The organism is Janthinobacterium sp. BJB446 (assembly GCF_002735655.1).
Lineage (GTDB): Bacteria > Pseudomonadota > Gammaproteobacteria > Burkholderiales > Burkholderiaceae_D > Janthinobacterium > Janthinobacterium lividum.
This window is the reverse complement of sequence record NZ_PDZK01000001.1, coordinates 1,650,783-1,677,172: the sequence shown is the minus strand read 5'-3', so window position 1 is coordinate 1,677,172 and position 26,390 is coordinate 1,650,783. Positions and strand designations below refer to the sequence as shown.

At 62.2% G+C, this 26,390-nt stretch carries 24 protein-coding genes; 8 read left to right on the top strand and 16 right to left on the bottom strand.

Annotated features, from left to right (window positions below; genetic code table 11):
• Position 1: 1 nt before the first annotated feature.
• Genes CSQ92_RS07380 through CSQ92_RS07365 form a run of 4 tightly spaced genes read right to left on the bottom strand, consistent with a single transcriptional unit; the run spans position 2 to position 8,492 of the window.
• The gene (locus tag CSQ92_RS07380) at positions 2-2,887 is read right to left on the bottom strand and encodes a hybrid sensor histidine kinase/response regulator (RefSeq protein ID WP_180276960.1); all 2,886 of its coding nucleotides are present in this window, start codon (positions 2,885-2,887) and stop codon (positions 2-4) included.
• A gap of 7 nt (positions 2,888-2,894) precedes the next feature.
• Entirely contained in the window at positions 2,895-4,085 is a 1,191-nt protein-coding gene (locus tag CSQ92_RS07375; RefSeq protein WP_099393713.1) for a hybrid sensor histidine kinase/response regulator, read from the bottom strand.
• Positions 4,082-4,960 carry a CheR family methyltransferase gene (locus CSQ92_RS07370; protein ID WP_099393712.1) on the bottom strand — a complete coding sequence of 293 codons (879 nt, stop codon included), beginning with the start codon at positions 4,958-4,960 and terminating at the stop codon, positions 4,082-4,084. Before CSQ92_RS07370 ends, CSQ92_RS07375 begins: the two co-directional genes overlap by 4 nt.
• 55 nt (positions 4,961-5,015) lie before the next feature.
• Positions 5,016-8,492, bottom strand: coding sequence for a response regulator (locus CSQ92_RS07365; protein WP_099394616.1), 3,477 nt, complete (start codon positions 8,490-8,492; stop codon positions 5,016-5,018).
• A gap of 283 nt (positions 8,493-8,775) precedes the next feature.
• Here CSQ92_RS07365 and CSQ92_RS07360 point away from each other — a divergent pair, with 283 nt between their 5' ends.
• Positions 8,776-9,228 carry an Hsp20/alpha crystallin family protein gene (locus CSQ92_RS07360; RefSeq protein WP_070279897.1) on the top strand — a complete coding sequence of 151 codons (453 nt, stop codon included), beginning with the start codon at positions 8,776-8,778 and terminating at the stop codon, positions 9,226-9,228.
• A 100-nt stretch (positions 9,229-9,328) separates the two neighbouring features.
• On the opposite strand, the gene CSQ92_RS07355 is transcribed toward CSQ92_RS07360, so the two are convergent.
• Entirely contained in the window at positions 9,329-10,675 is a 1,347-nt protein-coding gene (locus CSQ92_RS07355) for an MFS transporter (protein WP_099393711.1), read from the bottom strand.
• Between the two features lie 217 nt (positions 10,676-10,892).
• On the opposite strand from CSQ92_RS07355, the gene cyoA reads away from it, so the two are divergent.
• The 7 genes from cyoA to CSQ92_RS07320 all read left to right on the top strand — a co-directional run bounded on the left by cyoA (position 10,893) and on the right by CSQ92_RS07320 (position 17,667).
• Positions 10,893-11,876: a ubiquinol oxidase subunit II gene (gene cyoA, locus CSQ92_RS07350; RefSeq protein WP_071653323.1), complete on the top strand. Its 984-nt coding sequence runs from the start codon at positions 10,893-10,895 to the stop codon at positions 11,874-11,876.
• Between the two features lie 84 nt (positions 11,877-11,960).
• Positions 11,961-13,964: a cytochrome o ubiquinol oxidase subunit I gene (gene cyoB / locus CSQ92_RS07345; RefSeq protein ID WP_070253477.1), complete on the top strand. Its 2,004-nt coding sequence runs from the start codon at positions 11,961-11,963 to the stop codon at positions 13,962-13,964.
• The gene (cyoC, locus tag CSQ92_RS07340; protein WP_034788486.1) at positions 13,957-14,595 is read left to right on the top strand and encodes a cytochrome o ubiquinol oxidase subunit III; all 639 of its coding nucleotides are present in this window, start codon (positions 13,957-13,959) and stop codon (positions 14,593-14,595) included. Before cyoB ends, cyoC begins: the two co-directional genes overlap by 8 nt.
• Entirely contained in the window at positions 14,592-14,978 is a 387-nt protein-coding gene (gene cyoD / locus CSQ92_RS07335; protein WP_034788483.1) for a cytochrome o ubiquinol oxidase subunit IV, read from the top strand. Before cyoC ends, cyoD begins: the two co-directional genes overlap by 4 nt.
• Positions 14,975-15,808, top strand: coding sequence for an SURF1 family protein (locus tag CSQ92_RS07330; RefSeq protein ID WP_099393710.1), 834 nt, complete (start codon positions 14,975-14,977; stop codon positions 15,806-15,808). Before cyoD ends, CSQ92_RS07330 begins: the two co-directional genes overlap by 4 nt.
• Positions 15,792-17,141, top strand: a complete 1,350-nt coding sequence (locus CSQ92_RS07325) for an ATP-binding protein (protein ID WP_034788477.1) — start codon at positions 15,792-15,794, stop codon at positions 17,139-17,141. The genes CSQ92_RS07330 and CSQ92_RS07325 overlap by 17 nt, the downstream gene beginning before the upstream one ends.
• A complete protein-coding gene (locus CSQ92_RS07320; RefSeq protein WP_034788474.1) occupies positions 17,131-17,667 on the top strand; it encodes a response regulator transcription factor in 537 nt (178 codons plus the stop codon). Before CSQ92_RS07325 ends, CSQ92_RS07320 begins: the two co-directional genes overlap by 11 nt.
• Before the next feature lie 13 nt (positions 17,668-17,680).
• On the opposite strand, the gene CSQ92_RS07315 is transcribed toward CSQ92_RS07320, so the two are convergent.
• From CSQ92_RS07315 to mnmH, 11 genes are all read right to left on the bottom strand, one after another.
• Positions 17,681-18,394 (bottom strand): hypothetical protein, encoded by a 714-nt coding sequence (locus CSQ92_RS07315; protein ID WP_099393709.1) that lies wholly within the window; start codon positions 18,392-18,394, stop codon positions 17,681-17,683.
• 154 nt (positions 18,395-18,548) lie between these two features.
• Entirely contained in the window at positions 18,549-19,121 is a 573-nt protein-coding gene (locus CSQ92_RS28620; RefSeq protein ID WP_143450307.1) for a hypothetical protein, read from the bottom strand.
• A 28-nt stretch (positions 19,122-19,149) separates the two neighbouring features.
• Complete coding sequence (locus CSQ92_RS07305; RefSeq protein ID WP_099393707.1) at positions 19,150-19,644, bottom strand: GNAT family N-acetyltransferase; 495 nt, start codon at positions 19,642-19,644, stop codon at positions 19,150-19,152.
• Between the two features lie 121 nt (positions 19,645-19,765).
• A complete protein-coding gene (locus tag CSQ92_RS07300) occupies positions 19,766-20,188 on the bottom strand; it encodes a DUF4019 domain-containing protein (protein ID WP_099393706.1) in 423 nt (140 codons plus the stop codon).
• Between the two features lie 95 nt (positions 20,189-20,283).
• Complete coding sequence (locus CSQ92_RS07295; RefSeq protein ID WP_143450306.1) at positions 20,284-20,649, bottom strand: hypothetical protein; 366 nt, start codon at positions 20,647-20,649, stop codon at positions 20,284-20,286.
• A 25-nt stretch (positions 20,650-20,674) separates the two neighbouring features.
• Positions 20,675-21,478, bottom strand: a complete 804-nt coding sequence (gene phnE, locus CSQ92_RS07290; protein ID WP_099393704.1) for a phosphonate ABC transporter, permease protein PhnE — start codon at positions 21,476-21,478, stop codon at positions 20,675-20,677.
• On the bottom strand, positions 21,475-22,305 hold the full coding sequence (locus CSQ92_RS07285; RefSeq protein ID WP_099393703.1) for a PhnE/PtxC family ABC transporter permease: 831 nt from the start codon (positions 22,303-22,305) through the stop codon (positions 21,475-21,477). The genes phnE and CSQ92_RS07285 overlap by 4 nt, the downstream gene beginning before the upstream one ends.
• A complete protein-coding gene (locus tag CSQ92_RS07280) occupies positions 22,299-23,111 on the bottom strand; it encodes a phosphonate ABC transporter ATP-binding protein (RefSeq protein WP_099393702.1) in 813 nt (270 codons plus the stop codon). The genes CSQ92_RS07285 and CSQ92_RS07280 overlap by 7 nt, the downstream gene beginning before the upstream one ends.
• A 128-nt stretch (positions 23,112-23,239) precedes the next feature.
• On the bottom strand, positions 23,240-24,109 hold the full coding sequence (locus tag CSQ92_RS07275; protein ID WP_099394615.1) for a putative selenate ABC transporter substrate-binding protein: 870 nt from the start codon (positions 24,107-24,109) through the stop codon (positions 23,240-23,242).
• Positions 24,110-24,135: 26 nt separating this feature from the next.
• A complete protein-coding gene (gene selD / locus CSQ92_RS07270; RefSeq protein WP_099394614.1) occupies positions 24,136-25,200 on the bottom strand; it encodes a selenide, water dikinase SelD in 1,065 nt (354 codons plus the stop codon).
• A gap of 45 nt (positions 25,201-25,245) precedes the next feature.
• The gene (gene mnmH, locus CSQ92_RS07265; RefSeq protein ID WP_099393701.1) at positions 25,246-26,337 is read right to left on the bottom strand and encodes a tRNA 2-selenouridine(34) synthase MnmH; all 1,092 of its coding nucleotides are present in this window, start codon (positions 26,335-26,337) and stop codon (positions 25,246-25,248) included.
• Positions 26,338-26,390: the final 53 nt, after the last annotated feature.

The following is a 26,390-nucleotide window of genomic DNA, read 5'->3' as shown; positions in this document are numbered from 1 at the left end:
GTTAGTCCGGCGGCAGCAAGGCTTGCTGCAATTGCTCGACGGTAAATGGTTTCACCAGGAAGCGGGCCTGCGGGTCCAGCACGCCGGAATTGGCTGGCGCATGGCCGGTGGAAAACACCACTTCCAGCTGCGGATGGTCGCGCGCCGCAACCTCGGCCAGCTCGACGCCCGACATCTGCGGCAGGCTGATATCGGTCAGCAACAGCTCCAGTCCCGGCGTGCCCAGCAGGGGCAAGGCTTCCTCGGCCGTGCCCACGGCCAGCACCGTGTGTCCCAGCATGTCCAGCAGCTCGCCCGTCATGGCGCGCGCGTCCGCATTGTCTTCCACCAATAGGATATGTCGCGCCTCCGATTGCGCGGGCGTGGGAGACTGCGGCGCCAGCTGCGCGCGGTACTGGTGCAGGGCCGTCACGTGGCGGCCATTGGCCAGCAAGTGACGGATGCGCCGCGCCAGGTCTTCGCGCCGGTAGGGTTTACTCAACAATTCGACGCCCGGTTCCAGCCGGCCTCCCTGCATCATGGCGTCCTGCGTGTAGCCCGAGGTAAACAGCACGGCCAGCTGCGGCAGCAGCACGCGGGCCTGGCGCGCCAGTGCCGTGCTGGCCACCTTGCCCGGCATCACCACGTCCGTAAACAGCAGGTCGATGGGGACGCCGCTGCCGATGATGGCCAGCGCGCTTTCGCCGTCGCTGGCGCGCAGCACGACATAGCCGAGGCCGCGCAGCATGTCCACCACCGTCGTCTGCACCTGCACGTCGTCTTCCACGACAAGGATGGTTTCCTTGCCGCCCAGCACGGGGCCGCCCAGTTGCAGCGGCAGTTCCGTTTCCGCTTCAAGCGAACGCGGCAGATAGATGCGGAAGGTGCTGCCATGGCCCGGTAAACTGTCCACCGTCAGGTGGCCGCCGCTCTGGCGCAGGAAACCGTAGGCCATGGACAGGCCCAGTCCCGTGCCTTCGCCTTCCTTTTTTGTGGTGAAGAATGGTTCGAAAATCTTGTCCAGCAGTTCCGCTGGAATGCCCGTGCCCGTATCCGAGACGGCCAGCTGCACGTAGTCGCCGGGCGTCATGTCCGCATGGCGGGCCGCGTAGTCGTTGCCCAGCACGCAGTTGCTCAGTTCGATGGTCAGCTGGCCCTGGCCATCCATGGCGTCGCGCGCATTGATGGCCAGGTTGAGGATAACGTTTTCCAGCTGGTGCGGGTCGACCAGGGCGCGCCAGCAATTGTCGGCCAGCAGCAAGCGCGTTTCGATGGTCTCACCGGTGGCGCGCCGCAGCAGCTCTTCCGTTGCGCGCAGCAGTTGCGCCAGGTCCGTCACCAGCGGTTTCAATGGCTGGCGCCGCGCAAAGGCCAGCAACTGGGCCGACAGCTTGGCACCCCGTTCCACGGCGGCCGAGGCGCTGGCGATGCGCTTGGCGGCCAGCGGGTCGTCGTCCAGGCCCAGCTGCAGCAGTTGCAGATTGCCGGAGATAATTTGCAGGACGTTATTGAAATCATGGGCCACGCCGCCCGTCAGCTTGCCCAGCGCTTCGAGTTTTTGCGATTGCAGCAGGGCCATTTCGCTGTGGCGCAACGATTCCTGCATGCTGTGCAAGGTGTTTTGCGCCTCTTTTTCCAGGGTGACATGGCGCCCGGTGGCAAACACCAGGTCGCCTTCGGGCGCCGCCACCCACGACAGCCAGCGGTGGCCGCCATCGCGGTGCCGGTAGCGGTTTTCAAAGCTGGGCATGGATTCCTTGCCGACCTGCAGCAAGGCCTGGCGCGTGGCGGCGGCGTCCTCGGGCAGCACGAAATCGAAGATGCTGCGGCCCAGCATTTCCTCGGGCAGCCAGCCCAGGATGGCGCCGGCGGCCGGGTTGACGGCGGCGAAGCAGCCTTCGGCATCGATGGCCACCATCAGGTCTTGCGCGCTGCGCCACAGCCGTTCGCGCTCGCTGTTGCGCGCGGCCAGGTCCGCTTCCAGCTTCTTTTCCACCGTGATGTCGCGCGCGCTGCAATACACCTTGTCGCCCTCGGGCACGGCCACCCACGACAGCCAGTGCCAGCCGCCCAGCTTGTGGCGGTAGCGGTTTTCGAAGCGCAAGGCAGGCTGGCCCTGATTGGCCGCCTCCCAGGCCGCATGCGTGCGCGGCAAGTCTTCGGGATGGATCAGTTCCAGGAACTTCGTCGTGCGGATTTCCTCTGCCGACCAGCCCAGGGTGGCTTGCCAGGCGGGATTCGAGTGCTCGAAATAGCCGTCAAGGTTGAGCACACCCAGCAAATCGGGGCTGACGTTCCAGGTGCGGCCGAACTCGCGCGTGCGTTCGGCCACTTGCGTTTCCATGCTGGCACTGAGGGTGCGCAGCCGCGCTTCCGCCTGGGCCCGCAAAATGGTCGACCAGACCCGTTCCGACACTTGCACGGCCAGTTCGATTTCGTCCGCATGCCACAGACGCGCCGTGCGGCTGTGCACGACGAACAGGGCAGCCAGCTGGCCATCCTTGGCAATGGGAATGTTCAGGAAGGCACGGATGCCCAGGCGCGCAAACGTGGCCAGTGCGGCCGGCATGGCCGTGCGCGGGTCGCTTGCCACATCGCTCACGGCCAGCGCCTGGCCCGCGCCGAGCGCCTCGGCCAGGCCTGCCGCGTAATCGCCGAGGAAATACTCGCCGGCGGCGCCCGGCGCAAGGCCATCGCTCCACGCATGCTGGAGGGTGGGGCACTGCAGTGCCTGGTCGATATCGAAACAGGCCACTTGCTGGGCGCCCAGGCGCTGCCCCAGCAGCTGCGCCGACAGGGAAAGGATCTCGCCCGTGTCTTGCAGCAGGCGCAGCCGGCGCTCCAGTTGCAGCAAAAAGGCGACGCCGCTGGCGCCGGCCTGGCTGCTGGTGGCAGGGGAGGTGGTCATGCGGGCCTCAGCTTCCGGCCAGCGGCAGGGTGACGCTGAACAGGGCGCCATTGCCGGGCTGGCTTTGCAGGGTGATGGCGCCGCCGTGCGCATCGACCAGTTGCTTGGTGATGAACAGGCCCAGGCCCAGGCCGCCAGTGCGGTCCTGGTGGATGACGCGTTCGAAGGCATCGAAAATGCGTTCCTGGTCGCGCGCGTTGATGCCGATGCCATGGTCGCGCACTTCGATGACGGCGCTGTTCTGCGTGTGCGCCAGGCTGATTTCCACAGGCTGGCCCTGGCCGTAGCGCACGGCATTACTGATCAGGTTGACAACAATCTGCTCGACGCGGAAGGCATCCCAGAAACCCTGGATGGGTTCGAAGGCCAGCACTTCCAGCACGCTGCCCGTCGTGGCCGCATACGGCGCCAGGTCGTCCGCCACCCGGCGCACGAGGCTGGTCAGGTCGACGGCTTCGCGGCGGATCGACAGCTTGCCGCTGGTGATGCGCGAGACGTCGAGCATGTCGTCGATCAGGCGCACCATGCTGCGGATCTGCCGACCGTCGCGCGCCACCATCTTGCCCAGCTTTTCCGGTTCGAAGGCGGCCAGGTTGCCCCGTTCCAGGTTGACGGTGCGCATCTGCGTCTCGAGGAATAGCGTATTTAGTGGCGTGCGCAGTTCGTGCGCCACCATGGACATGAATTCGTCGCGCAGGCGCAGCGAACGCTGCAGTTCCGCCTGCGTGGCGCGCAATTCCTTCAGCAAGGCTTCCTGCTGCTGGCGGCTGTACTCGAGGGCCTGCACCTGGCGCCGCGTTTCGCTGCGCTGCTGGTGCAGGGCAACGAACACATTGACCTTGCTTTGCACGGCATTGATGTCGAGCGGCTTGTGCAGGAAATCGACGGCGCCGCTTTCATAGCCCTGGAAGGCAAAATTCATTTCCTTGCCAGCCGCCGTGACGAAGACGATGGGGATGTGGCGCGTTTTTTCCGTGCCGCGCATCAATTGCGCCAGCTCAAAGCCATCCATTTCCGGCATTTGCACGTCGAGGATGGCCAGCGCGAAATCGTGCTCCAGCAGCAGGGCCAGCGCTTCTTCGCCCGAGGATGCCTGGTAGACGCTGCGGTCGCTCTCGCGGATCAGCGCATTGAGCGCGCGCAAGTTTTCCGGCAAATCGTCGACGATCAGCAGTTTGGTGCTTGTTTCATTCATCATGTTTCATTCCTGGCATGGCTTTGCCGTCCAGCGTAGTGGGAAGCAGCGTGCGAGGGCGCACGCTTGCGGTAGAGCTTTTCGGGACCCGGCAATGGCTCGAAGTCGGCGGCAAAGCGGGTGAAATGCGTGCTTTCCTTGCTGCCCAGGCCCAGGAAACCCCGGTGGCACAGCGAGTCGTGGAACAGGCCCAGGGCCCGTTCCTGCAAGGTTTTGTTGAAGTAAATCAGCACGTTACGGCAGCAAATCAATTGCGTTTCAATAAAAACACTGTCCGTGGACAGGCTGTGGTCGGCAAAGTTGATCCTGTCGAGCAGGTGCTGCTGGAAACGCGCAGTGACATGCTCGACCGTGTAATAGTCGGCCAGCTGGCCCAGGCCGCCGGCGGCCAGGTAGTTGGCGCCATATTCATCGAGCCGGTGCAGCGGATATACGCCGCGCGCGGCCGTGGCCAGCGCTTGCGGATTGATGTCGGTGGCGTAAATCGTGCTGCGTTCAAGCAAGCCTTCCTCGTGCAGCACGATGGCCAGCGACAGCGCCTCTTCTCCCGTGCAGCAGCCTGCCACCCAGATCGTCGGCGACGGGTAGGTTTTCAGTACGGGCACCACCTGTTCGCGCAAGGCGAGAAAAAACGCCGGGTCGCGGAACATTTGCGTGACCGGTACAGTCAAAATCTGCAGCAGCTTGCCAAAGGCGGCCGCATCGCCGAGCACCAGCTGTTGCAAGACAGGCAAGTCGGCGCAATGCAAGCGTTCCAGCGCCTGATTCAGGCGGCGCCGCTGCGAGGGCAGCGAGTAGTCGCGGAAATCATAGCTGTAGCGCTGATAGATCGCTTCCATCAGCGCCTGCAGTTGCGCATCCGTGTAACGCAGCGACATCAGTGACGCTCCAATCGATGGCGCAGCAGAAGCCGGTGGCGCAGGCGATGTTGCATCAGATGCGTTCCATCTTCGGCATCCATACGCGCAGCAGCGAATACAGGCGGTCCAGGTCGATCGGCTTGGCCAGGTAATCGGAAGCGCCCGCCTGCAGGCATTCTTCCTGGTCATTCTTCATGGCCTTGGCCGTGATGGCGATGATGGGCAGCTTGTTGTAGCGGCCGTCGGCGCGTATCAAGCGCGTCGCCTCCAGGCCATCCATGCCCGGCATCATGACATCCATCAACACGAGATCGATATCGTCCACGCTGTTGAGCTTGCTGATGGCTTCGAAGCCGTTACGGCCGATTTCCACCACCACGCCTTTCTGTTCCAGCGCATTCGTCAGGGCGAAGATATTGCGCACGTCGTCGTCCACCAGCAAAATCTTGCGCCCTTCAAAGACGCGTTCGCGGCTGCGCACCTGCTGCAGCATGCCCTGGCGCTCGCTCGACAGTTCGGACTCCACCTTGTGCAGGAAGAGGGTGACTTCGTCGAGCAGGCGCTCGGGCGAGCGGGCGCCCTTGATGATGATGGAACGCGAATACTTCATCAGGTCAGCTTCTTCTTCGCGGCTCAGGTTGCGGCCCGTGTAGACGATGACGGGCGGGAACGAGCACAGCTCTTCATGTTCCATGCGTTCGAGCAATTCGTTGCCCTGGATATCAGGCAGCTTCAAGTCGATGATCATGCAGTCGAAAATCTGCGTTTTCAGCAATTCCAGAGCTTGCTCGCCCAGGGCTACTGCCGTAATTTCCACGTCGTCGTCGCTGATCAGGTGCACCACGCTTTCACGCTGGCGTTCGTCGTCCTCGACCAGCAGGATGCGCTTCATTTTTTGCGTGAATTTCGATTCGAGCTTGCGGAACACTTCCTTCAACTGCTCGCGCGTGCGCGGCTTGGTGGCGTAGCCGATGGCGCCCAGCTGCATGGCTTCCTGGATCTGGTCGTTGCCGGAGACGATGTGCACGGGAATGTGGCGCGTCAGCGGGTTTTCCTTGAGCTGCTGCAAGACCAGTAAGCCCGGACGGTCCGGCAGGCCCATGTCGAGCAGGATGGCGTCGGGCAGGAATTCTTCCGCCAGGCGCAAGCCTTCGTCGGCGCCATGCGCCACCAGGCAGCGGTATTGCATTTCATGCGCGAGGTCGAACAGGATGCCGGCAAACGACGGCTCATCCTCGATCACCAGCACGGAACGCTGGCCGGTCTTGGCAACCGGCACGCTATTCCTGTCATCCTGGAAGGTGGGCAGCGGCACGGGCTTGGCGGCGGGCGCCGCCTTGGGCGCGGCGGCCGCGGCGGGTACTTGCGGCGCGGCCGTGGCTACTGCCGCCGCTTCCACCGCGCGTTCCGGCATGGCGGCCGGCAGCACGAGGGTAAACGTGCTGCCCTGGCCTGGCGTGCTGGCCAGCTCGATGCTGCCGCCGAGCAAGGTTGCCAGGTCGCGCGAAATCGACAGGCCCAGGCCCGTGCCGCCATAGCGGCGGCTGGTGGTGCCGTCGGCCTGGTGGAAGGCGTCGAAAATCTTGTGCTGCTGGTCGTCGGCGATGCCGATGCCCGTATCCTGCACCTGGAAGCGCACCTGGCCGGCTGCACCGGTGTTCACGTGCAGCGATACCGTGCCCGCATCGGTGAACTTGATGGCGTTCGACAGCAGGTTTTTCAGGATTTGCTCGAGGCGCTGGCGGTCGCTGACGAATGACGGCGGGGCGTCCGGCGCCACCTTGATGTCAAATACCAGTTTCTTTTGCTGCGCCTGGGCACCGAACAGCATCCTCATGCTGCTGAGCAGTTCGTCGAAGGGCACGGCTTCCGGCGTCAGTTCCAGCTTGCCCGCCTCGACCTTGGAAATGTCGAGGATATCGTTGATAAGGGTGAGTAAGTCGTTGCCGGCCGAATAAATGGTTTGCGCAAACGTCACTTGCTCCGGCGTCAGGTTGCCGCTGGTATTGTCCGACAGCAGTTTCGACAGGATGAGCGAGCTGTTCAGCGGCGTGCGCAACTCATGCGACATGTTCGCCAGGAATTCGGATTTATAACGGCTGGCCCGCTGCAATTCTTCCGCGCGGGCTTCCAGCTGGGCATGCGCCTCGCCGATGGCCATGTTTTTCTGGTCCAGCGACAGCGCCTGCACGGCCAGCTGCTCGTTCGACTGCTCCAGCGCCGCCTTTTGCTCTTCCAGGTGGGCTTGCGACTGTTCCAGCACGCGCGACTGCTCGCCCAGCTCTTCATTGGCCGTGCGCAGTTCTTCCTGCTGCACTTCCAGTTCTTCATTCAGTTGCTGGGTTTCTTCCAGCACATTTTGCAGGCGCTGGCGGTACAGGGCCGCTTCCAGCGAGGTGCCGACATTCGCGGCAATCAGGTTCAGCCATTCCTTGGCGCGGGGACTGACGGGATGCGTAAAGCCCAGTTCGATGACGCCGTTGACGGCGCCTTCATTGTTGACTGGCGTCAAGACCAGTTCCAGCGGCGTGCCGCGGCCCAGGCTTGACGTCACGGTCAGGTAATCGTCGGGCACTTGCCGTATATGCTTGAGGCGTTTTTCGCGCGCCGTCTCGCCCACCAGGCCTTCGCCCAGCTTGAAGACTTGCTTGTCCTTCACGCCCTGGTCGTTGAAACCGTACACGGCCGTGCGGCGCAGGCTGCCATCCTCGTCGACGACGTACAGGGTGGCGACGGCCACATCGAGGCGGTGGGCCAGGAAGTCCAGCACATGCCGTCCCAGCTGCGGCAGGCCCAGCTGGCCGCTCGTATGCGCCGCCAGTTCCGTCTGCCCCGTGCGCAGCCAGGCTTGCTCCTGCAGCACGTCGTTGTCCTTGCTGCGCTGTTCGAGCGCATCGTTGTAGATATCGGACAGGCGCAGCAGTTCGCGCCGTCCCAGATAGGCCAGCAGGCCCGACAATCCCAGGCTGAGGACGAGGAATACGACCACGGCAAGCATGGTGCGGCTTTCGGCCGTATCGGCCCTTTCCTGGCGCAGCCGCTGTTCCATGGACAGGAAAGTGAGGAATTCGCGGCGGATTTCGTCAAATTCCAGCTTGCCTTCACCCTGGCGCACGCGCGCGAGGAATTCCTGGTTGCTGCGGCGCTGGGCGATCACGCCTTCGGCGTAATCGAGCCACTGGCCTTGCAGCGCGCGGATGCGGCGCAAGCGGTCCACCTGGATGGGACTGTCGGATACCAGTTCCAGCAGGGTGCTCATTTCGACGGCGATCTTCGCCTTGCCCGATTTATATGGCGCCAAAAACGTTTCGTCGCCCGTCAGCAGGTAGCCGCGCATGCCCGTTTCCAAGTCGACCGACAACTTCATGACTTCGTTCGCATTGCCGATCACCCGTTCGGAATGCTCGACCGAGCGCAGGGCCGAGAGCAGGTAAGCGATGAGGCCGACAAACACGAGGGCCGTGATGACCCCGATGACCAGCGGCAAGGTGACATTGCGGGCGAGGATGCGGCGAAAGCTGAAGGAATCGATCGGGGTCTTGGTATTCATCATGTCCGTATAAGGCTGTCGCGAAAAAACAATTTTAATTGAAATGCAAGCTTTCTGGTGGTCAAGCATAGCGTGCGCTAGCATAACAGCCTTGGGGACAATTTCCGACTTACAAGACTGTGTAAAGCGTGGTAGCGCACGGATGAAAGTCAAGGAAAAATCAAGTTGGCCACGTTTGAGACAGATCAACGAGATTGGCTGTTGCCATCCTAAGATGCAGGAGGTGGTGGCGTTCTTGCGGACGGCCGCCGTGTGCAAGCCAGAGCCCATGCAGGAGGACATCATGGCCAATCATTTGATACAGCGCGATGCGCTCAATCCCTTGGGGCGTTTTGACCCGTTCAGCGACATGGAAGACATGATGCGCGACTTCTTGTTGCCCGCCTTGCGCGCGCGCGACGTGGGCAATGGACGCATGCGTGTCGACATTGCCGAAACCGAGCAAGCTTATCTGGTGCAGGCGGACATTCCAGGCGTCAATAAGGAGGACATCAAGGTCTCCATCGACGGCAACCGCGTCTCCATCAGCGCCGAACTCAAGAATGAAAGGGTGACGCGCGACGGCGGAGGCAAGGTCGTGCGCAGTGAACGCGAGTACGGCCAGCAATACCGTAGCTTCGTGCTGCAGCATGAAGTGGACGAGGCCTGCGCGCAGGCCCGCTATGAAAATGGCGTGTTGCTGCTTGACTTGCCGAAGAAGGAAGGCACGGGCGGGCGGCAGCTGGCGATACAGTGACACGGGCCGGGGCATGAAAAAACGCCGGACGGAGCCGGCGTTTTTTTGGAAGGGGGCCGGGTGGCAGCGCGCTGCCACCCGGTTTGCCTCTATATATATGTCAGTCGCGGATTTCCAGCGCCCGGTTCAGGCTCAGGGCGGCCAGTGAGGCGACGGCGCCTGACAGCAGGTAGAAGCTGACATAGGCGAGGCCGAAGTTGGCCGACAGGCCCAGCGCCACCAGCGGGGCGAAGCCGGCGCCGACCAGCCAGGCCAGGTCGGACGTCAATGCCGCGCCCGTGTAGCGGAAGCGGGCAGGGAAGTTGGCCGTCACGGCGCCGGCTGCCTGGCCGTAGGACAAGCCCAGCAGGCTGAAGCCGACGAGGATGAAGACGTCCTGGCCGAAGTTGCCGCCACCCATCAGGGTCGGCACGAAGGCGCTGAAGATGGCGATCAGCACGGCCAGCACGCCCAGGGTGGTGCGGCGGCCCACCTTATCGGCCAGCAAGCCGGAAATCACCACGCCGATGGCAGCCAGCACGGCGCCCATCATTTGCACTTGCAGGAAGTCCGAAGCGGAACGCGTCTGGTAGACGGAAATCCAGGACAGCGGGAACACGGTCACCAGGTGGAACAGGGCGTAGCTGGCCAGCGCGGCGAGGGCGCCGATCAGTACGTTGCGGCCCTGGCCGCGGCTCATTTCAAACACGCTCACGGGCTGCAGTTCGCGTTCGTCCAGCAGGCGCGCATATTCATTCGTCGACACCAGGCGCAAGCGGGCAAACAGGGCCACCACGTTGATGGCGAACGCCACATAGAACGGATAGCGCCAGCCCCAGTCGAGGAAGTCTTCATCCGTCAGGGTGGTCAGCATGAACCAGAACAGGCCGGCGGCGATCAGGAAGCCGGTGGGCGCACCCAGCTGGCCCAGCATGGCGTACCAGCCGCGCTTGTTTTCCGGCGCGTTCAGGGCCAGCAGCGATGGCAGGCCATCCCATGAACCGCCCAGCGCCACGCCCTGGCCGATGCGCAGCACGGACAGCCAGATGATGGCGGCAAAGCCCAGGTGCGAATAGGTTGGCAGGAAGGCGATGCCGGCCGTTGACACGCCCAGCAGGAAGAGGGCGATCGTCAGCTTGGCGCTGCGTCCCATGCGGCGCTGGATCTCCATGAAGATCACGGTGCCAAAGGGACGGGCGATGAAGGCGAACGAGAAAATCAGGAACGCATATAAGGTACCTTCCAAGCGTTCTTCAAATGGGAAGAAGACGCGCGGAAACACCAGCACCGAGGCGATGGCGTAGACAAAGAAGTCAAAGTATTCGGAAGCGCGGCCGATGATCACGCCGACGGCGATCTCACCTGGGTCGATATGCGATTCGACCGTGCCGGCCCCGTGTGCGTCGCGCAGGGAGTGGGGGGAAAAGTCGGCGGGTACATCCCCGCTGTGTATGCGCGTGCTGGACATGATGATCGTCTCCAATATAGTTTCGAGTTCGGCCAACGCGTAACTTACTCCGGGTGTCTCACGCCCGGAGTAGGACTATTCATCAGGTAGCCGTAGGAAAACTCCGCGTCTACGCAGTGAAAGTCCGAGCAAGGGGTAGGACAAAACGTCCAATTGCCAACGCGCTCCAGTGAGAATACAGTACCATATCTTCATCCCCTGTACTGGACTTTCCTGTATGTTTTCATTAAAAGTTCGTCGCGGACTGCTTCTTTTACCTCTCGCATTGTTGGCTGGTTGCAATACGGTGGTACTGAATGCGTCTGGTGACATCGCAGTTCAGCAAGGCAATTTGATTGTCATCTCGACATTGCTGATGCTGTTGATTATCGTTCCGGTAATCGCCCTGACCCTGCTTTTCGCATGGCGCTATAGAAAAAACAACACCGCGGCCAAATACGAGCCGGACTGGGACCACTCGACTCGCCTCGAGCTGATCATCTGGGGCGCGCCCCTGCTGATCATCATCGTGCTGGGCCTGCTGACCTGGATCAGCACCCACACCCTCGATCCTTATCGTCCGCTGAGCCGTATCGACGCCAACCGTCCGATTCCTGCCAGCCACAAGCCGATGATCGTCGAAGTGGTGGCGCTGGACTGGAAATGGCTGTTCATCTATCCGGAGCAAGGCATCGCTTCCGTGAATGAACTGTACGCGCCCGTCGATCGTCCGATCCGCTTCAAGATCACCGCGTCGTCCGTCATGAACTCGTTCTTCATCCCCGCACTGGCAGGTCAGATCTACGCCATGCCGGGCATGGAAACGCAGTTGAATGCCGTCATCAACAAGCCTGGCGTCTACAAGGGCTTCTCCGCCAACTACAGCGGTGCCGGTTTCTCGGGCATGCGCTTCAAGTTCCACGGCGTGAATGATGCGGACTTCGACAAATGGGTGGCATCGGCACGTGCCGGTGGCGGCGCGCTGAACCGCGACGACTACCTGTCGCTGGCCCAGCCTAGCGAACGCGACCCGGTCCGCCGCTACAGCGCCGTACCTAGCGATCTGTACAAGGCAATCCTGAACCGCACCATCGTTTCCGACGCCCTGTGCGTGACGCCGGTCGAGCCATACAAATTGACGATGGCAAATAGCCCGGTAGCGGCCGTAACGGCAGTAGTCGCTAGCGATGCAGTAGTTGAAAAGGGCGTTCAAGCCAAGTAACGACTGCATGAATCCCGCAGCGCATTGCGCTGCAGATACTGGCGCCGCTTGCCTGGCGCCTCCCTTTTTTCTCTGAGAGTAACAATGCTAGACCATATTGATCTGACGAAGCTTATATTCGGCCGTCTGACTTGGGATGCAATTCCATTTCACGAACCTATCCTGCTGGTGACCTTTGCCATGGTTGCCCTGGGCGGTATCGCACTCGTTGCGGCACTGACGTATTTCCGCGTCTGGGGTACCCTGTGGCGCGACTGGATCACCAGTATCGACCATAAAAAAATCGGTATCATGTACATGATCCTGGGCCTCGTCATGCTGCTGCGCGGCTTTGCCGACGCGCTCATGATGCGCACCCAGCAGGCTGTCGCCTTTGGCGACAATGCCGGCTTCCTGCCACCGCATCACTACGACCAGATCTTCACCGCCCACGGCGTGATCATGATCTTCTTCGTCGCGATGCCTTTCGTGACGGGTCTGATGAACTACGTGGTGCCGCTGCAAATCGGCGCGCGCGACGTGGCTTTCCCATTCCTTAACAACTTCAGCTTCTGGATGACCACCATGGGCGCCGCCCTGGTCATGGCTTCGCTGTTCGTCGGCGAATTCGCCCGTACGGGCTGGCTGGCCTATCCGCCGCTGTCGGGCATCGTCGGCAGTCCGGACGTGGGGGTAGACTATTACATCTGGTCCTTGCAGATTGCCGGGGTCGGGACACTATTGTCCGGTGTCAACCTGATCGCCACCATCGTCAAGATGCGCGCGCCAGGCATGACCTGGATGAAAATGCCCGTCTTCACCTGGACCGCGCTGTGCACCAACATCCTGATCGTCGCCGCTTTCCCGGTGCTGACGGCTGTGCTGGCCATGCTGTCGCTGGACCGCGTTGCAGGCTTTAACTTCTTCACGACGGAACTGGGCGGCAACGCCATGATGTACGTCAACCTGATCTGGATCTGGGGTCACCCAGAGGTGTACATCCTGATCCTGCCGCTGTTCGGCGTGTTCTCGGAAGTCGTCGCCACGTTCAGCAGCAAGCGCCTGTTCGGCTACGCCTCGATGGTTTACGCCACCTGCGTCATCATGATCCTGTCGTACCTGGTATGGCTGCATCACTTCTTCACCATGGGTTCGGGCGCCAGCGTCAATTCCTTCTTCGGCATCACGACGATGATCATCTCGATCCCGACGGGCGCGAAGATCTTCAACTGGCTGTTTACCATGTACCGCGGCCGTATCCGCTTCGAACTGCCGATGCTGTGGACGATCGGCTTCATGGTCACCTTCACCATCGGCGGCATGACCGGCGTGCTGCTGGCCGTACCACCAGCTGACTTCGTATTGCACAACAGCCTGTTCCTGATCGCCCACTTCCATAACGTGATTATCGGCGGCGTGGTCTTCGGTGTATTCGCTGCGATCAACTACTGGTACCCGAAAGCCTTCGGCTACAAGCTCGACGCGTTCTGGGGCAAGTGCTCGTTCTGGTTCTGGTTCGTCGGCTTCTACCTGGCCTTCATGCCGCTGTACGTGCTGGGCCTGATGGGCGTGACCCGTCGTGTCAACCACTTTGAAGATCCATCGCTGCAAATCTGGACCATCATCGCCTGGTTTGGCGCCGTCTCGATCGCACTGGGTATCGCTTCCATGCTGATCCAGTTCTATGTCAGCTACCGCAACCGTCACGCCCTGCGCGACGTGACCGGCGACCCATGGGGCGGCCGTACGCTGGAATGGTCGACGTCGTCGCCACCGCCAGACTATAATTTCGCCTTCACGCCACAAGTGCACGAACTCGATGCATGGACTGACATGAAGAAACACGGTTACCAGCGTCCGACGTCCGGTTTCACGAAGATCCACATGCCGAAGAACACCTGGGCTGGTTTCGTGATCGCCGCACTGTCCGCACTGGTCGGTTTTGGCCTGATCTGGCAAATGTGGCTCGTCGCCAGCATTGGCTTCGTGATCATGATGGTCACCATCATCGTCCATACCTTTAACTACAAGCGCGATTACTACATTCCTGCGGAAGAAGTGGTCCGTACCGAAGACGCTTATACTAAATTGCTGAGCAGCCATGTCTGATACCATCGCCCATAACACCGGCGCCGCTGGCGCCGCACCAAGCACGCGCAGCTACTTTGTGCGCGAGCACCACCCGGAAAACGGCAGCCTGCTGGGTTTCTGGCTCTACCTGATGAGCGATTGCCTGATCTTCGCCTGTCTGTTCGCCACGTACGCCGTGGTCGGCCGCAGCTACGCGGACGGCCCGACGGGCGCCGCGCTGTTCGACCTGCCGCTGGTGGCCGTCAACACGGCCATGCTGCTGCTGTCGTCGATCACCTACGGTTTCGCCATGCTGGCCATGCAGCGCAAGCAATTGCGCAGCACCCTGGTCTGGCTGGGCATCACGGGCCTGTTCGGCCTGGCCTTCCTGTCGCTGGAAATGTATGAATTCATTCATCTGATCCACGAAGGCGCCGGTCCGCAGCGCAGCGCGTTCCTGTCGTCGTTCTTTGCACTGGTCGGTACCCACGGCTTGCACGTGACGTTCGGCGTGATCTGGCTCGTGACCTTGATGTTCCAGTTGAACAAGCATGGTCTGACCCCGGAAAACGGCCGTCGCATGATGTGTCTGTCGCTGTTCTGGCACTTCCTGGACGTCATCTGGATCGGCGTCTTCACCTTTGTCTACCTGATGGGAGTGCTGCCATGAGCGACCACCACACACACGGCGATAGCCACCACCATGACAATCACGATCATGGCAGCCTGAAAAGCTATGCCATCGGCTTCATCCTGTCGGTGATCCTGACGGCCATTCCTTTCTGGCTGGTGATGACGAAAGCCATCACCAACTCGGGCACCATGGGCCTGGTCCTGCTGGCGTTCGCGGCTGTTCAAGTGGTCGTGCACATGGTGTACTTCCTGCACATGAACACCAAGTCCGAAGGCGGCTGGAACATGATGGCGTTGATCTTCACGATCATGATCGTGGGCATTGCCATGGCTGGTTCCCTGTGGGTCATGTACCACATGAACCACAACATGATGCCGGATCTGATGCCTGAGTACATGCATACGAAAACGGCTCCATGATGAGTCAAACGCGCCCAAGCAACACCGGGCGCGCCCCTGGCGCCGCATCGCAAGATGCCGCGCCAGGCCCACGCGGCATGGTCGTGCGGTATGCACTGGCCTTGCTGGCGGGGATCTTGTTTGCCGGCTTCTGTGCCCTGGGCACCTGGCAAGTCAAGCGCCTCTTCTGGAAGCTTGACCTGATCGAGCGCGTCGAACAACGCGTACATGCGCCCGCAACGGACGCACCTGGACCCGCAGCCTGGGCCAGTGTCACGCAGCAAACGGATGAATACCGCCATGTGCGACTCTCCGGAACGTATCTCCCCATTTTCAATACCCTGGTGCAGGCAACGACGGCACTGGGCAGCGGTTATTGGCTGATCACGCCATTGCGCCTGGCCGACGGCAGCACCGTGCTGGTCAACCGCGGCTTCGTGCCGAAACGCGAAGGCATCGCCGCCAGCACGCCGGCCGGCATCGTGCACGTCGACGGCTTGCTGCGCGTCAGCGAGACGGGCGGCGGTTTCCTGCGCGAAAACAGTCCTGCCACGCAGCACTGGTATTCGCGCGACGTGGCCGCCATCGGCGCCTCGCACATGCTGACCAACGTGGCGCCATATTTTGTCGATGCGAAGGAAAAATCGGAAACGGCCAGCGACGCCCCCATCGGCGGCCTGACCGTGATTTCCTTCCACAACAACCATTTGGTTTATGCCTTGACGTGGTTTGCGCTGGCCCTGATGGTGGCCGGCATCACGTGGTGGATCGTGCGCGAAGACAAGCGCCGCCGCGCGCGCAAGGCAGGCCTTGATCAATCGCAAGAAAGCGACCATGCCGGGCAGGATTGAGATCCTGCCCAACCGCGAAGTCTTAGAACGCGGTGCGGTGGCGGCCGAGATGGAGCATCCGGCCGGCCACCAGAACATGAAGCTGCTGATCCAGCTGCGCTGGCTGGCCGTGATCGGCCAGATCAGCACGATCTTCGGCGTGGGCGTCGGGCTGGGCATCGCCTTGCCCGTGCCCTACATGCTCGAAGTGCTGTCCTGCCTCATCGCTTTCAACCTGGCCAGCCTGCTGCGCTGGCACGAACGCCAGCCCGTCTCCAACACGGCCCTGTTCCTCGCTCTGCTGGTCGACGTCACCGTGCTGACGGCCCAGCTCTACCTGAGCGGCGGCATCAGCAACCCGTTCGCCTTCCTGTATCTGCTGCAAGTCATCCTCAGCGCCGTGTTGCTGGAAGTGTGGTCGACGTGGATCATGGTGGCCATTACCAGCCTGTGCCTGGCCGGCCTGGCCTTGCTGCCCGGCCCCTTGATCCTGCCGATCGACCCCGAGCGGGGCTTTTCCAGCCTGTACGTGCAAGGCTTGCTGATCTGTTTCATCTTGAACGCCGCCTTGCTGGTGGTGTTCATCACGCGCATCAACCGCAACCAGCGCGCCGGCGACGCCAAGGTGGCCGACCTGCGCCAGCGCGCGGCGGAAGAGGAGCACATCATCCGCATGGGCCTGCTGGCCTCGGGCGCCGCGCACGAACTGGGCACGCCGTTGGCGACGCTCTCCGTCATCCTCGGCGACTGGCGCCGCATGCCGGAGCTGAGCAAGAACAGCGAATTGCTGGAAGAAATCACGGAAATGCAGGCGCAGTTGCAGCGCTGCAAGAGCATCGTCAGCGGCATCTTGCTGTCGGCGGGCGAGGCGCGCGGCGAATCGTCCGTCAAGACGACGATCAACACCTTCCTCAACGACCTGGTCGACGAGTGGCGCACCAGCCGCCCGATCCAGGATTTCGAGTACGATAACCGCATCGAGCACGACGTGCCCGTCGTCTTCGATTCGACCCTGAAACAAACCATCTGCAATGTGCTCGACAATGCGCTGGAAGCGTCGCCCGAGTGGCTGCGCTTCGAAGCGACGCGCGAAGCGGACGCCTTGCACCTGGTCATTACCGATGCGGGTCCCGGCTTCGAGCCATCGATGCTGACGCACCTGGGCAAACCGTACCAAAGCAGCAAGGGCAAGCCCGGCGGCGGCCTCGGGCTGTTCCTGGTGGTCAATGTCGCGCGTACCCTGGGCGGCACGGTAACGGCGCGCAACAGGGTGCAGGGCGGGGCGGTGGTGCACCTGGCCTTGCCGCTGGCGGCCATCAAACTGGAAAGAGAAAGCGACCACCATGCAGGATGACCGTCTGTTACTGATCGTGGAAGACGACGCCGCGTTTGCCCGCACCCTGGGCCGCTCATTCGAGCGGCGCGGCTACCAGGTCATCCTGGCCACCAATTTCGATGAAGCGAGCGCCTTGCTGGAGCAGCATTGCCCCGACTACGCCGTCGTCGATCTGAAGTTGAATGGCAATACATCGGGTCTGGCCTGCGTGCAGATGTTGCACCAGCACGACCCGGAGATGCTGATCGTCGTGCTGACCGGTTACGCCAGCATCGGCACGGCCGTCGAAGCGATCAAGCTGGGCGCTTGCCAGTACCTGGCGAAACCGTCGAACACGGACGACATCGAAGCGGCCTTCGGCCACGTGGCCGGCAACGCCGATATCGAACTGACGAACCGCGCCACCAACATCAAGACCCTGGAATGGGAACGCATCCACGAAATGCTGGCCGAGACGGATTTCAATATCTCGGAAACGGCACGTCGCCTGGGCATGCACCGGCGCACCCTGGCGCGCAAATTGGAAAAGCAGCGGGTGAAGTAGGGCGCCGCGCCAGCTAGTCGTCGGCGAACGTCAGCTCGAGCACGCTGTCGTCGCTCCAGTCCTGCTCCCGCAGCGGCGGCGTAAACGACGAGCCGCTGAAGGGCACGGGCGCGCTCTTGCCGTTGAAACTGACCGTTGCCGCCGTGATGCGCCGCGGCTCGGAAAAGCTGTAGGTTCCCTTTTGCGACACGAAATTGCAGGGGCCGCCCAGTGCGCTCATTGTCGTGCGCATGGCGAAAGGCAAGGTTTCCTTGTCGATGGCCCAATGCACTTCGCACGCCAGCCGCAAGTCGCCCAGGCGGCGCAGCGTGTCGCTGGTTGATGCGCTCCTGACGTACGGGATCCACCGGACCGACCCCGCCTTGCGGTTGACGGTCAGCTCGGCCTTCTCATACAGCGGACCCGGCTCGACGGGCAAGCTGAAGATATTGCGCTCCCCCAGCGGTATCGCCATGCCGGCCTCGTCGCTTTCCAGCCGCAGCGCGATGGTGTGCATGTCGACATCGGCACGGCGCGGTTCCAGGATGAAGCGCAATTCGGCGCCAGGCGCCAGCGCATGTTTTTCCTCGAAGCGTTTCACTCCCTTGAGCATGGCGCTGTAGGGTTTCCAGTCCGGGTCGCGGATGCCTTTGACATTGACGGACGCCGCCGCATCCTGCCCGGATGGTTCCACGGCCTGATCGGTATCCGCATACGCCTGCACCGCTGCGCCGTATAAACACAGCAAAAGACCAGCTCTTTGGATTGCATGCATACGCCATCTTTCTACTTATCAATGAAAACGTGAGTGTAAAAAAAACACAGATGCGGGCAGGTTTTTAAGATGGACTGTCAATCGGGATGAATGGACTGCTTGAAACCGCTGTTTTGCAACTGAGTAATCAATGATGGATGGCCGTCACGGCGAAGCCCGACGTGACCAGCACTTCATGTTCATATGCACCCAGATGGCCATAATGACCTTGTGGACTCAGATAGCCGGCGATATGCACGCGAGGCTGCTCATGTGTTGAATTGGGCGCCGTGAGGCCGACCTCCCGCCACGCAACGCCGCCGAAGGAGTCCAGCCACCAAGCGCCGGCGCCGGCATCGGCCGCTTGGAAAACGCTCCTTTCGAAGCCCCGCGACCAGATGCCTTCGCGCTCGATGGGAAGGTAGCCATAGCCTGCCATGATCGCGTCCCGTCCGGAAGGGTGATCGCGCCAATAGCGCTGGCCATTCGTGTAGGCATCGCGCATGGCGGTTGATTGCGTCACAATCCCGCCCGATGGATGGGTCAAACCTTGAAAGAACCACTGCGCATATTCGGCCCGCCGCGCGGGGGATTGTTTATCCGCTGCCTGCGTCTGAACGAAAGCGCTGGCGTAGTCAAGAACGACGGCGGGAATGTCGGCTGCGCTCGCCTGTCCGGCAAGTACACTGAAGATCAGGAATGTAGAAATTGCTCGTCGCATCGCGTTTCATCTTTCCGTTTGTTAATACCTATGCGGGATTCCGCCACTCCATCTTCTGTACCTGGATATGCGGGTGGCTTTCCAGCGCTTCCCATTCCGGTAAGAAGATAAAGCCCTGTTTCTGGTAAAACGCGGCCGCGCGGGTGTTCTCCGGCGCCACGTCGAGCACCAGCCGCGTATGGCCGTTGCCGACGGCGCATTGTTTGACGGCATCGACCAGGCCCTGCGCCACGGCCATGCCCCGATATTCCGGATGTACCCACATGGCGATCAGATGGCATTCGCCATTGCCTGCCACGACTTGCGCGGCGAGGCCGATGGCTTGCTCCCCATCGAAGGCGAGGAAAAACGTGCGCTGCGGCGTGCTGACGGCGCGCTGCTGCCAGTCGGCATCGGAAAAAGCGGTCGCGCTGGCGTGGCTGGCGCCGAAGGCCGTGGGGGCGTCAAGCAAGGCGGCCAGGCGCGCGGATTTCAGGGCAGGCCAGTCGCTGGCCGTGGTGGGGCGGATGAGAATGTTGTTCAATCTTGCAATGCTTTCATTTTAGGTTGCACTACGCCGGCTCTTGATGCCAGGGACATTAAGGCGGCTGCTGCCGCTTGTCGTCCGCCTGCACGGTGGGGAACGCGGTCCTCGAGGTAGGTGATCAGCCGTTGATGTTATATCCGGAAACTTTCCAGCTAGAACCTTTTTCGAGTACCGTCGTGATGGTTTCCTGCACGTTGGCCTTGTTTTCGTACTGGCTCACATAATCGATAACGACCTTGTCCGGCCCTGGTTTGCCAGCCGTCGCCTTTTGCAGCGCGGCAGACTTGAGCTTGCGTGACTTGAACTCGCCCAGCGGCCAGTGCACGGCCGTGATGACCATCTTCCAGCTTGATTTCGACATTTCGCTGCGCAGCGATGCGGCGCTGGCGTCCCAGGTGCCGGCCTCGTCGCCCGCATCCATGCGCTTGAGCCAACTTTCCGCAGCAACTTTAGCGGCCGCCACTTCCTGCGCTTCCTGCGCCATGGCAGGCAGGGACGTCAACAAGGCAACGGCAAGACATACGGGAGCGAGGATTTTCATGGCGGCTCTGGAAAGTAGTGAACAGTCTTCAAGATTATCCTGAAGGCCCGGTGCGGCAAAGCTCTTTTTAAAAGGCGTGTGCGCACACCAGTTGTTTACGACTGATCCCACACTTCGATGCTCAGCAGTTGCCCGGGCACGCAGGCAGCGATGCGTTCCCGGTGCACGGTAATGCAGCCGGGCCAGCCCGTTAGCCGGTCCTGTGGAAATTCGCCATCCTGCGCTTCCGCGATGCCCGCCTGCAGCAGGGGGACGATGTCGTCCGCCAGGGCGGTGTAGCGGTTGGGAAAGCCGTTGAAGGCCAGCTGGGTCGCCTTGCCTTGTGCGCACAATTGCGCGATCCAGTCGGCGCCGAACAGGCCTGCTTCCCAGGTGGCGAGAAATGCGTCCTTGTTGACTTTCGTCATATCGGCCATCTGCTCCGGCGTTTCTGTCGAGATAATAGTCCACCAGCCTGACATGGGCGTTCCTTGTGAAAAGTAAAATTTAACGGGTCATGGCGCGGCGCAGCAGGTAGCTGAGGCCATCGACGGCGGCCACCATCAGCAGCATGGCGACGATGACGGTGGCGGCGTTCTGCATCTGGAACAGCGACAAGTGGTACTTCAGCATTTGCCCCAGGCCGCCCGCGCCGACGACGCCGAGGATGGCGGCGGCGCGGATATTGTTTTCCCAGCGGTACAAGGTGTAGGACATCATTTGCGGGCTGCATTGCGGCAAGGTTGCGTACAGGAAGGCCACGGCGGGGCGCGCGCCATTGATGCGCAAGGTGGCCGCCGGCAGGGGCGGGCAATTCTCGAAGGCGTCGGCAAACAAGCGGCCCAGCACGCCCACCGTGTGCAGGGCCAGCGCCAGGGTGCCGGCGAACGGGCCCAGGCCGGCGGCGATCAGCAGGATCGAAGCCCACACCAGTTCCGGGATCGAACGCAGCACATTCAACACGCCACGCGTCGCGTTGCGCGCCACATTGCCGAAACGCCCGCTGGCGGGCAGGGCCAGCAATGCGCCCAAGACTGCCGCGATCACCGTGCCGATGGCCGACATGGCCAGGGTCTCGAACGTGGCCATACCGACTTTCATGAGGAAGGGGCTGGCCAGCTCGGGCGGGGCGAAACCGTGCAGGAAGTCGGCGCTCGTGCGCACGGCGTCGGCGCTGAAGAACTCGCCCCATTTCAGGGGCAGGGTGGCGAAGCTGGCAATGACCAGCAGCAATAAACCGGCCAGCAAGGCCCAGGTCGACCAGCGCACGGGAGCAGGCGCGGGCATCGCGGCGAAATGCTGATGCTTCATGCCAGCCTCCGGCGCAGCATGGCGGACACAGCGTCGGCGCCCGCCACCAGCAGCACGAAGACCATCAGCATGGTGGCCAGTTCGCTGCCCGCCATCATCTTCATCGATTCATCCATGCGCTGGCCCAGGCCGCCTGCGCCGACAAATCCCATGACGACGGAGCCGCGGATTGCGCATTCCCAGCGGTAAATCGTGTACGACACCAGTTCGGCGGCCGACTCGGGCAAGGCGCCGTACAGCAAAGCCTTCAATCTGCCGCTGCCATTGTGGAGCAGGGCGTTGCAGGCGGACGCATCCGACGATTCAAGGATTTCCGCGTACACCTTGCCCAGCATGCCGCAATAGGTGAGGGCAATGGCGATGACACCCGCCGTCGGTCCCAGGCCGACTATGCGCACCAGCAACAAGGCCCAGACCAGTTCCGGCACGCTGCGCAGCAGCACCAGCAGCGCGCGCACGCCATGGCGCAAGGCGGCGGCCAGCGGTGAAACGGTACCGCTGCCGATGCGCGAAATCGACAGGCGCTCCGTCACCAGCAGGGTCAGCGGGATGGCGCCCAGCATGGCCAGCGCCATGCCGGCCGTGGCCATGGCAATGGTTTCCCAGCTGGACACCGCCACCAGTTGCAGGAATTCCAGCGAGTGGGCCGGCGGCACGAAGCTGGCGATGAATTGCCAGGTGGCCGCCAGGCTTTGCGCATCCCATAAGATCCACGGCTTGAACTCGGCCTGCACCAGCATCGGCCACAGTACGAGCAGCACGATGGCGGCGCCGGTCAGGCGGCCGCGCCAGGCGGGGTCGCGGGGGATGGCGGTGCTCGTCAGCAAAGGGGCCTCGCGGCATCCAGATTCGTTTCCACGGCCTCGAACTGCGGCGCGGGATCGGCCTTGTTGCGGTACAACTCGGCGATCATGGCGTCGCTGACCTGGGCGCCAGGCAAGTCGAAGACGATCTTGCCATCGCGCAGGGCGACGATGCGCGTAAAGCAGGCGCGGGCGATTTCCACCTGGTGCAGGCTGCAGATCAACGTGGCGTTGCGCGCCTGCGCTTCGGTCTGCAGCACATGGATTGTCTGCAAAGCGAGTGTGGGGTCGAGCGCGGACAAGGGTTCGTCGACGAGGAAGACTTCCGCATCCGACACCAGCGCACGGGCCATGCCGCAGCGCTGGCGTTCGCCGCCGGACAGGCGGTCGACACGCGCATACAGTTTGTCCTGCAGGTTGAACTTGCCCAGGGCTACCCACGCGGCGCGCGGGTCGACGGGCGCCAGCAGTGACCGGATGGCCGTCCATAAGCTCCATTGCGGCAAGCGTCCCGCCAGCACGGCGTTGACGACGCGCTGGCGCGGCGGCAAAGGCGGCGTTTGCGGCGCCAGGAACAGGCGCGCGCGCAAGGCGTGGCGCTCGGCGCTGCCGATTTGCCAGGGAGAAGTACCGAGGATGTCCAAGGTGCCCGATTCCGGGCGCAGCGCGCACGCCAGCGTGTGCAGCAGGCTGGTCTTGCCGGCGCCGGACGGGCCGATCAGGGCGATCTGTTCACCCTGGGCCACGTCCAGGTCCAGGTCGCGCAGGGCCAGCGCATTGCCGACGGCGCCCGCGTGGTGGACGCTGACCTTGTGAAGTTGGAATGTCATGCTTGAGAAATCGGTAGGTCGGATTAGGCCGCAGGCCGTAATCCGACAACATTGTTGGCATTATTGCCTGTGTCGGATTACGCGGCTTCGCCGCTAATCCGACCTACGGTAAAACGCGTCGATGCAAGTTACTTCAGCAGCTTGGCATCGCGCGCAGCCGCTTCGATATCCTTGTAGTTCTCGGCCTTGGTCGGGATGAACTTGGTGGCGCGCTGCAGTTCGAGGATTTCCTTGCCTTCGGCCGTCGCTGGGTCCAGCGCCAGGAAGGCATCCGTCAGCTTTTTGCGCACGACGGGGTTCATGTCGGCGCGCACGCTCCAGTTGTAGTCGTAGTAGCCCGGTGTCGTGTAGAACACGCGCACCTTGCTTGGATCGACTTTTTTCGCTTCCACGAGCTTTTCCCATACGGAAATGTTCAAGGTGCCTGCATCGACCTTGCCGCCGGCCACTGCCGCCACGGTGGCGTCATGCGCGCCGGAAAACGCGATGCGCTTCATGTCCGTGTCCGGATTGATCTTGGCGGCCAGCAGGTAGTAGCGCGGCATCAAGTGGCCGGACGTCGACGATTCCGAGCCGAAGGTGAAATTCTTGCCTTTCAGGTCGGACAACTGGTTGATGTCCTTGCTGGTGGTCACAAACACGGAGCGGAACTTCGTGTCTTCTTCGCGCTGCACCAGCGGGACGATCTTGCCGCCGCTGCGCACGTTCGCTTGCACGAAGGTAAAACCGCCGAACCAGACCATGTCGAGCTTGTTATTGATCAAGCCTTCCACGGACGCCGCGTAATCGGTGACAGGCGTGAATTCCACCTTCATGCCCAGCTTTTTCTCCAGATAGCTGCCCAGCGGCTTGAACTTGCGCTGCAATTCCGTCGGCGCTTCATCGGGAATGGCGGACACGCGCAACACTTGCTGCGCCTGCGCCAGGCCGCTGTGGATGGCCAGGGTGGCGGCGACGGTGGCCAGGATGGCGGGGAATTTGTTGGAGAATGTGGTCATGGGACTGCCTTTGCAAAAAATATTCATTAGATTACGGAAACCCCGGTACTGCCTTCCTGCATCTCGCCGATGACGACGGCGTCGCCAAAGCCTTCGGCGCGGAAAATCGCCAGCACTTGCTCGACGGCTTCCGGCGCACATGCCACCAGCAGGGGGCCGGCCGTTTGCGGGTCCGTCAGGATCGCCTTGTCGATGGCGCTCAGGCTGTCGGACAGCGCCACTTGCGCGCCGTAGCCCTGCCAGTTGCGGCCGGAGGCGCCCGTGATGTTGCCATTTTGCGCGAGTTGCTGCACTTGCGGCAGCAGCGGCACGGAAGCCATGGCGATGCGCGCCTGCAACTTGGCGCCGCGCGCCAGTTCCAGCGTATGGCCCAGCAAGCCGAAGCCCGTCACGTCCGTCAGCGCATGCACGCCGTCCAGCAGGGCCAGCTTCTTGCCCGGGGTATTCAATTTGGTGGTGTTGGCTATCAGCGAGGCGTAACCGCCCGCATCGAGTGCATTCTTCTTCAGCGCGGCCGACAAGATGCCCACGCCGATCGGCTTGCCCAGCACCAGTTTATCGCCGGCGCGCGCGCCCGCGTTGCGTTTCACCTGCGACGGGTGCACGAGGCCCAGCACGACCAGGCCATAGATCGGCTCGACGGAATCGATGGTGTGGCCGCCCGCGATGGGGATGCCGGCCTGGGCGCAGATGGTTTCGCCGCCTTTCAAGATGAGGCCGATGGTTTCCACGGGCAGCTTGTTGATCGGCATGCCGACCAGGGCCAGCGCCATGATGGGCGTGCCGCCCATGGCGTACACGTCGGAAATGGCATTGGTGGCGGCGATGCGGCCGAAGTCGAACGGGTCGTCGACGATGGGCATGAAGAAATCCGTCGTGGCGATCAGCGCCTGCTCGTCGTTGAGCTGGTAGACGGCCGCGTCATCCGAAGTTTCTATACCGACCAGCAATTCCTTCGGCAAGGGAAAGCCGCCGCTGCCCTTTAAAATGTCGGCCAGCACGCCCGGCGCAATTTTGCAGCCGCAGCCGCCGCCATGGGCAAATTCGGTCAATCTGATTGGGGTATTGGATGGTGCTGCGGTATCGGACATGGTCGTCATCCTGCTGGAAAAGGTCATTAAAAGCTGCGCCGGCGCTTACGCGGCGCTGGCGGTACGGTGTTCGCCGACGATAGCACATAATGCGCGCGCGGCTTGCTCAAAGGCATGTTCTGAAATGTCGGGCAAGACCAGCGGCGTTGCCTGGGCGTAGCGGCTGAAGTTGCGGGCGATCGATTGCCGGTAGACGGGGTCGTAATGCTGCACCAGCAACTCTTCCACCAGCTCGGCCATGCGGCCAGCCGTGGCCAGCTGCTGCCAGTGGGCAATTTTTTCCTTGCCATGCAGCTGCGTCAACAGGGCCAGCTGCACGTTCAGGCGCGCCGGGTCGCCGACGAAATGCGCATAGTCCTGCATCAGCAATTGCACGCGCTCCCCGATGTCCAGGCGCACGTCCGTGCAGTCGGCCGCGCGCATCTTGTCCATCAGCGCATCGGGCACGCGCAAACGGCCTACCTTCTTGCTTTCGGACTCGATGAAGACGGGCAGCGTCGGGTCGAAATGGCGCAACTGCTGCCACAGCGCGCTTTCAAACGCTTTTTGCGATGGCTGGTCTTCCTCTGGCAAGCCGCCCAGCACGGAGCCGCGGTGGGCCGCCATATCCTCCAGATCGATCACTTGCGCGCCTTGCCTGTCCAGCACTTGCAGCAAACGGCTCTTGCCGCTGCCCGTGGGGCCGCACAGCACGTTGATGAAGTCGAAACGTTCGGGCAGGGTGCCCAGCTCGGCGTTCACGTGGCGCCGGTAATCCTTGTAGCCGCCCTCTAACTGGGTGACGGGCCAGCCGATGCGCGCCAGGATGTGCGCCATGGCGCCGCTACGGTTGCCGCCGCGCCAGCAGTAAACCAGTGGCTTCCAATGCTGCGGGTGGCCGAGAAAACCGTCTTCGATATGCCGCGCGATATTTTTCGCGATCAGCGCCGCGCCCAGCTTCTTCGCTTCGAAGGCACTGGTCTGCTTATATAAGGTGCCCACGCGCACGCGCTGCTCGTCGTCCAGCACGGGCAGGTTGATGGCGCCCGGCAAGTGGTCTTCCGCGAATTCGGACGGGCTGCGCACGTCGATGATGGCATCGAACTCGCTCAAGCGGGGCAGGATGTCGCTGAAAGGCTGAACTGCAGGGTATTTCATCGTGGCGCGGCTGCTTGGAATGGGGAAAGACGTATTATCCCCGATAAACGGGG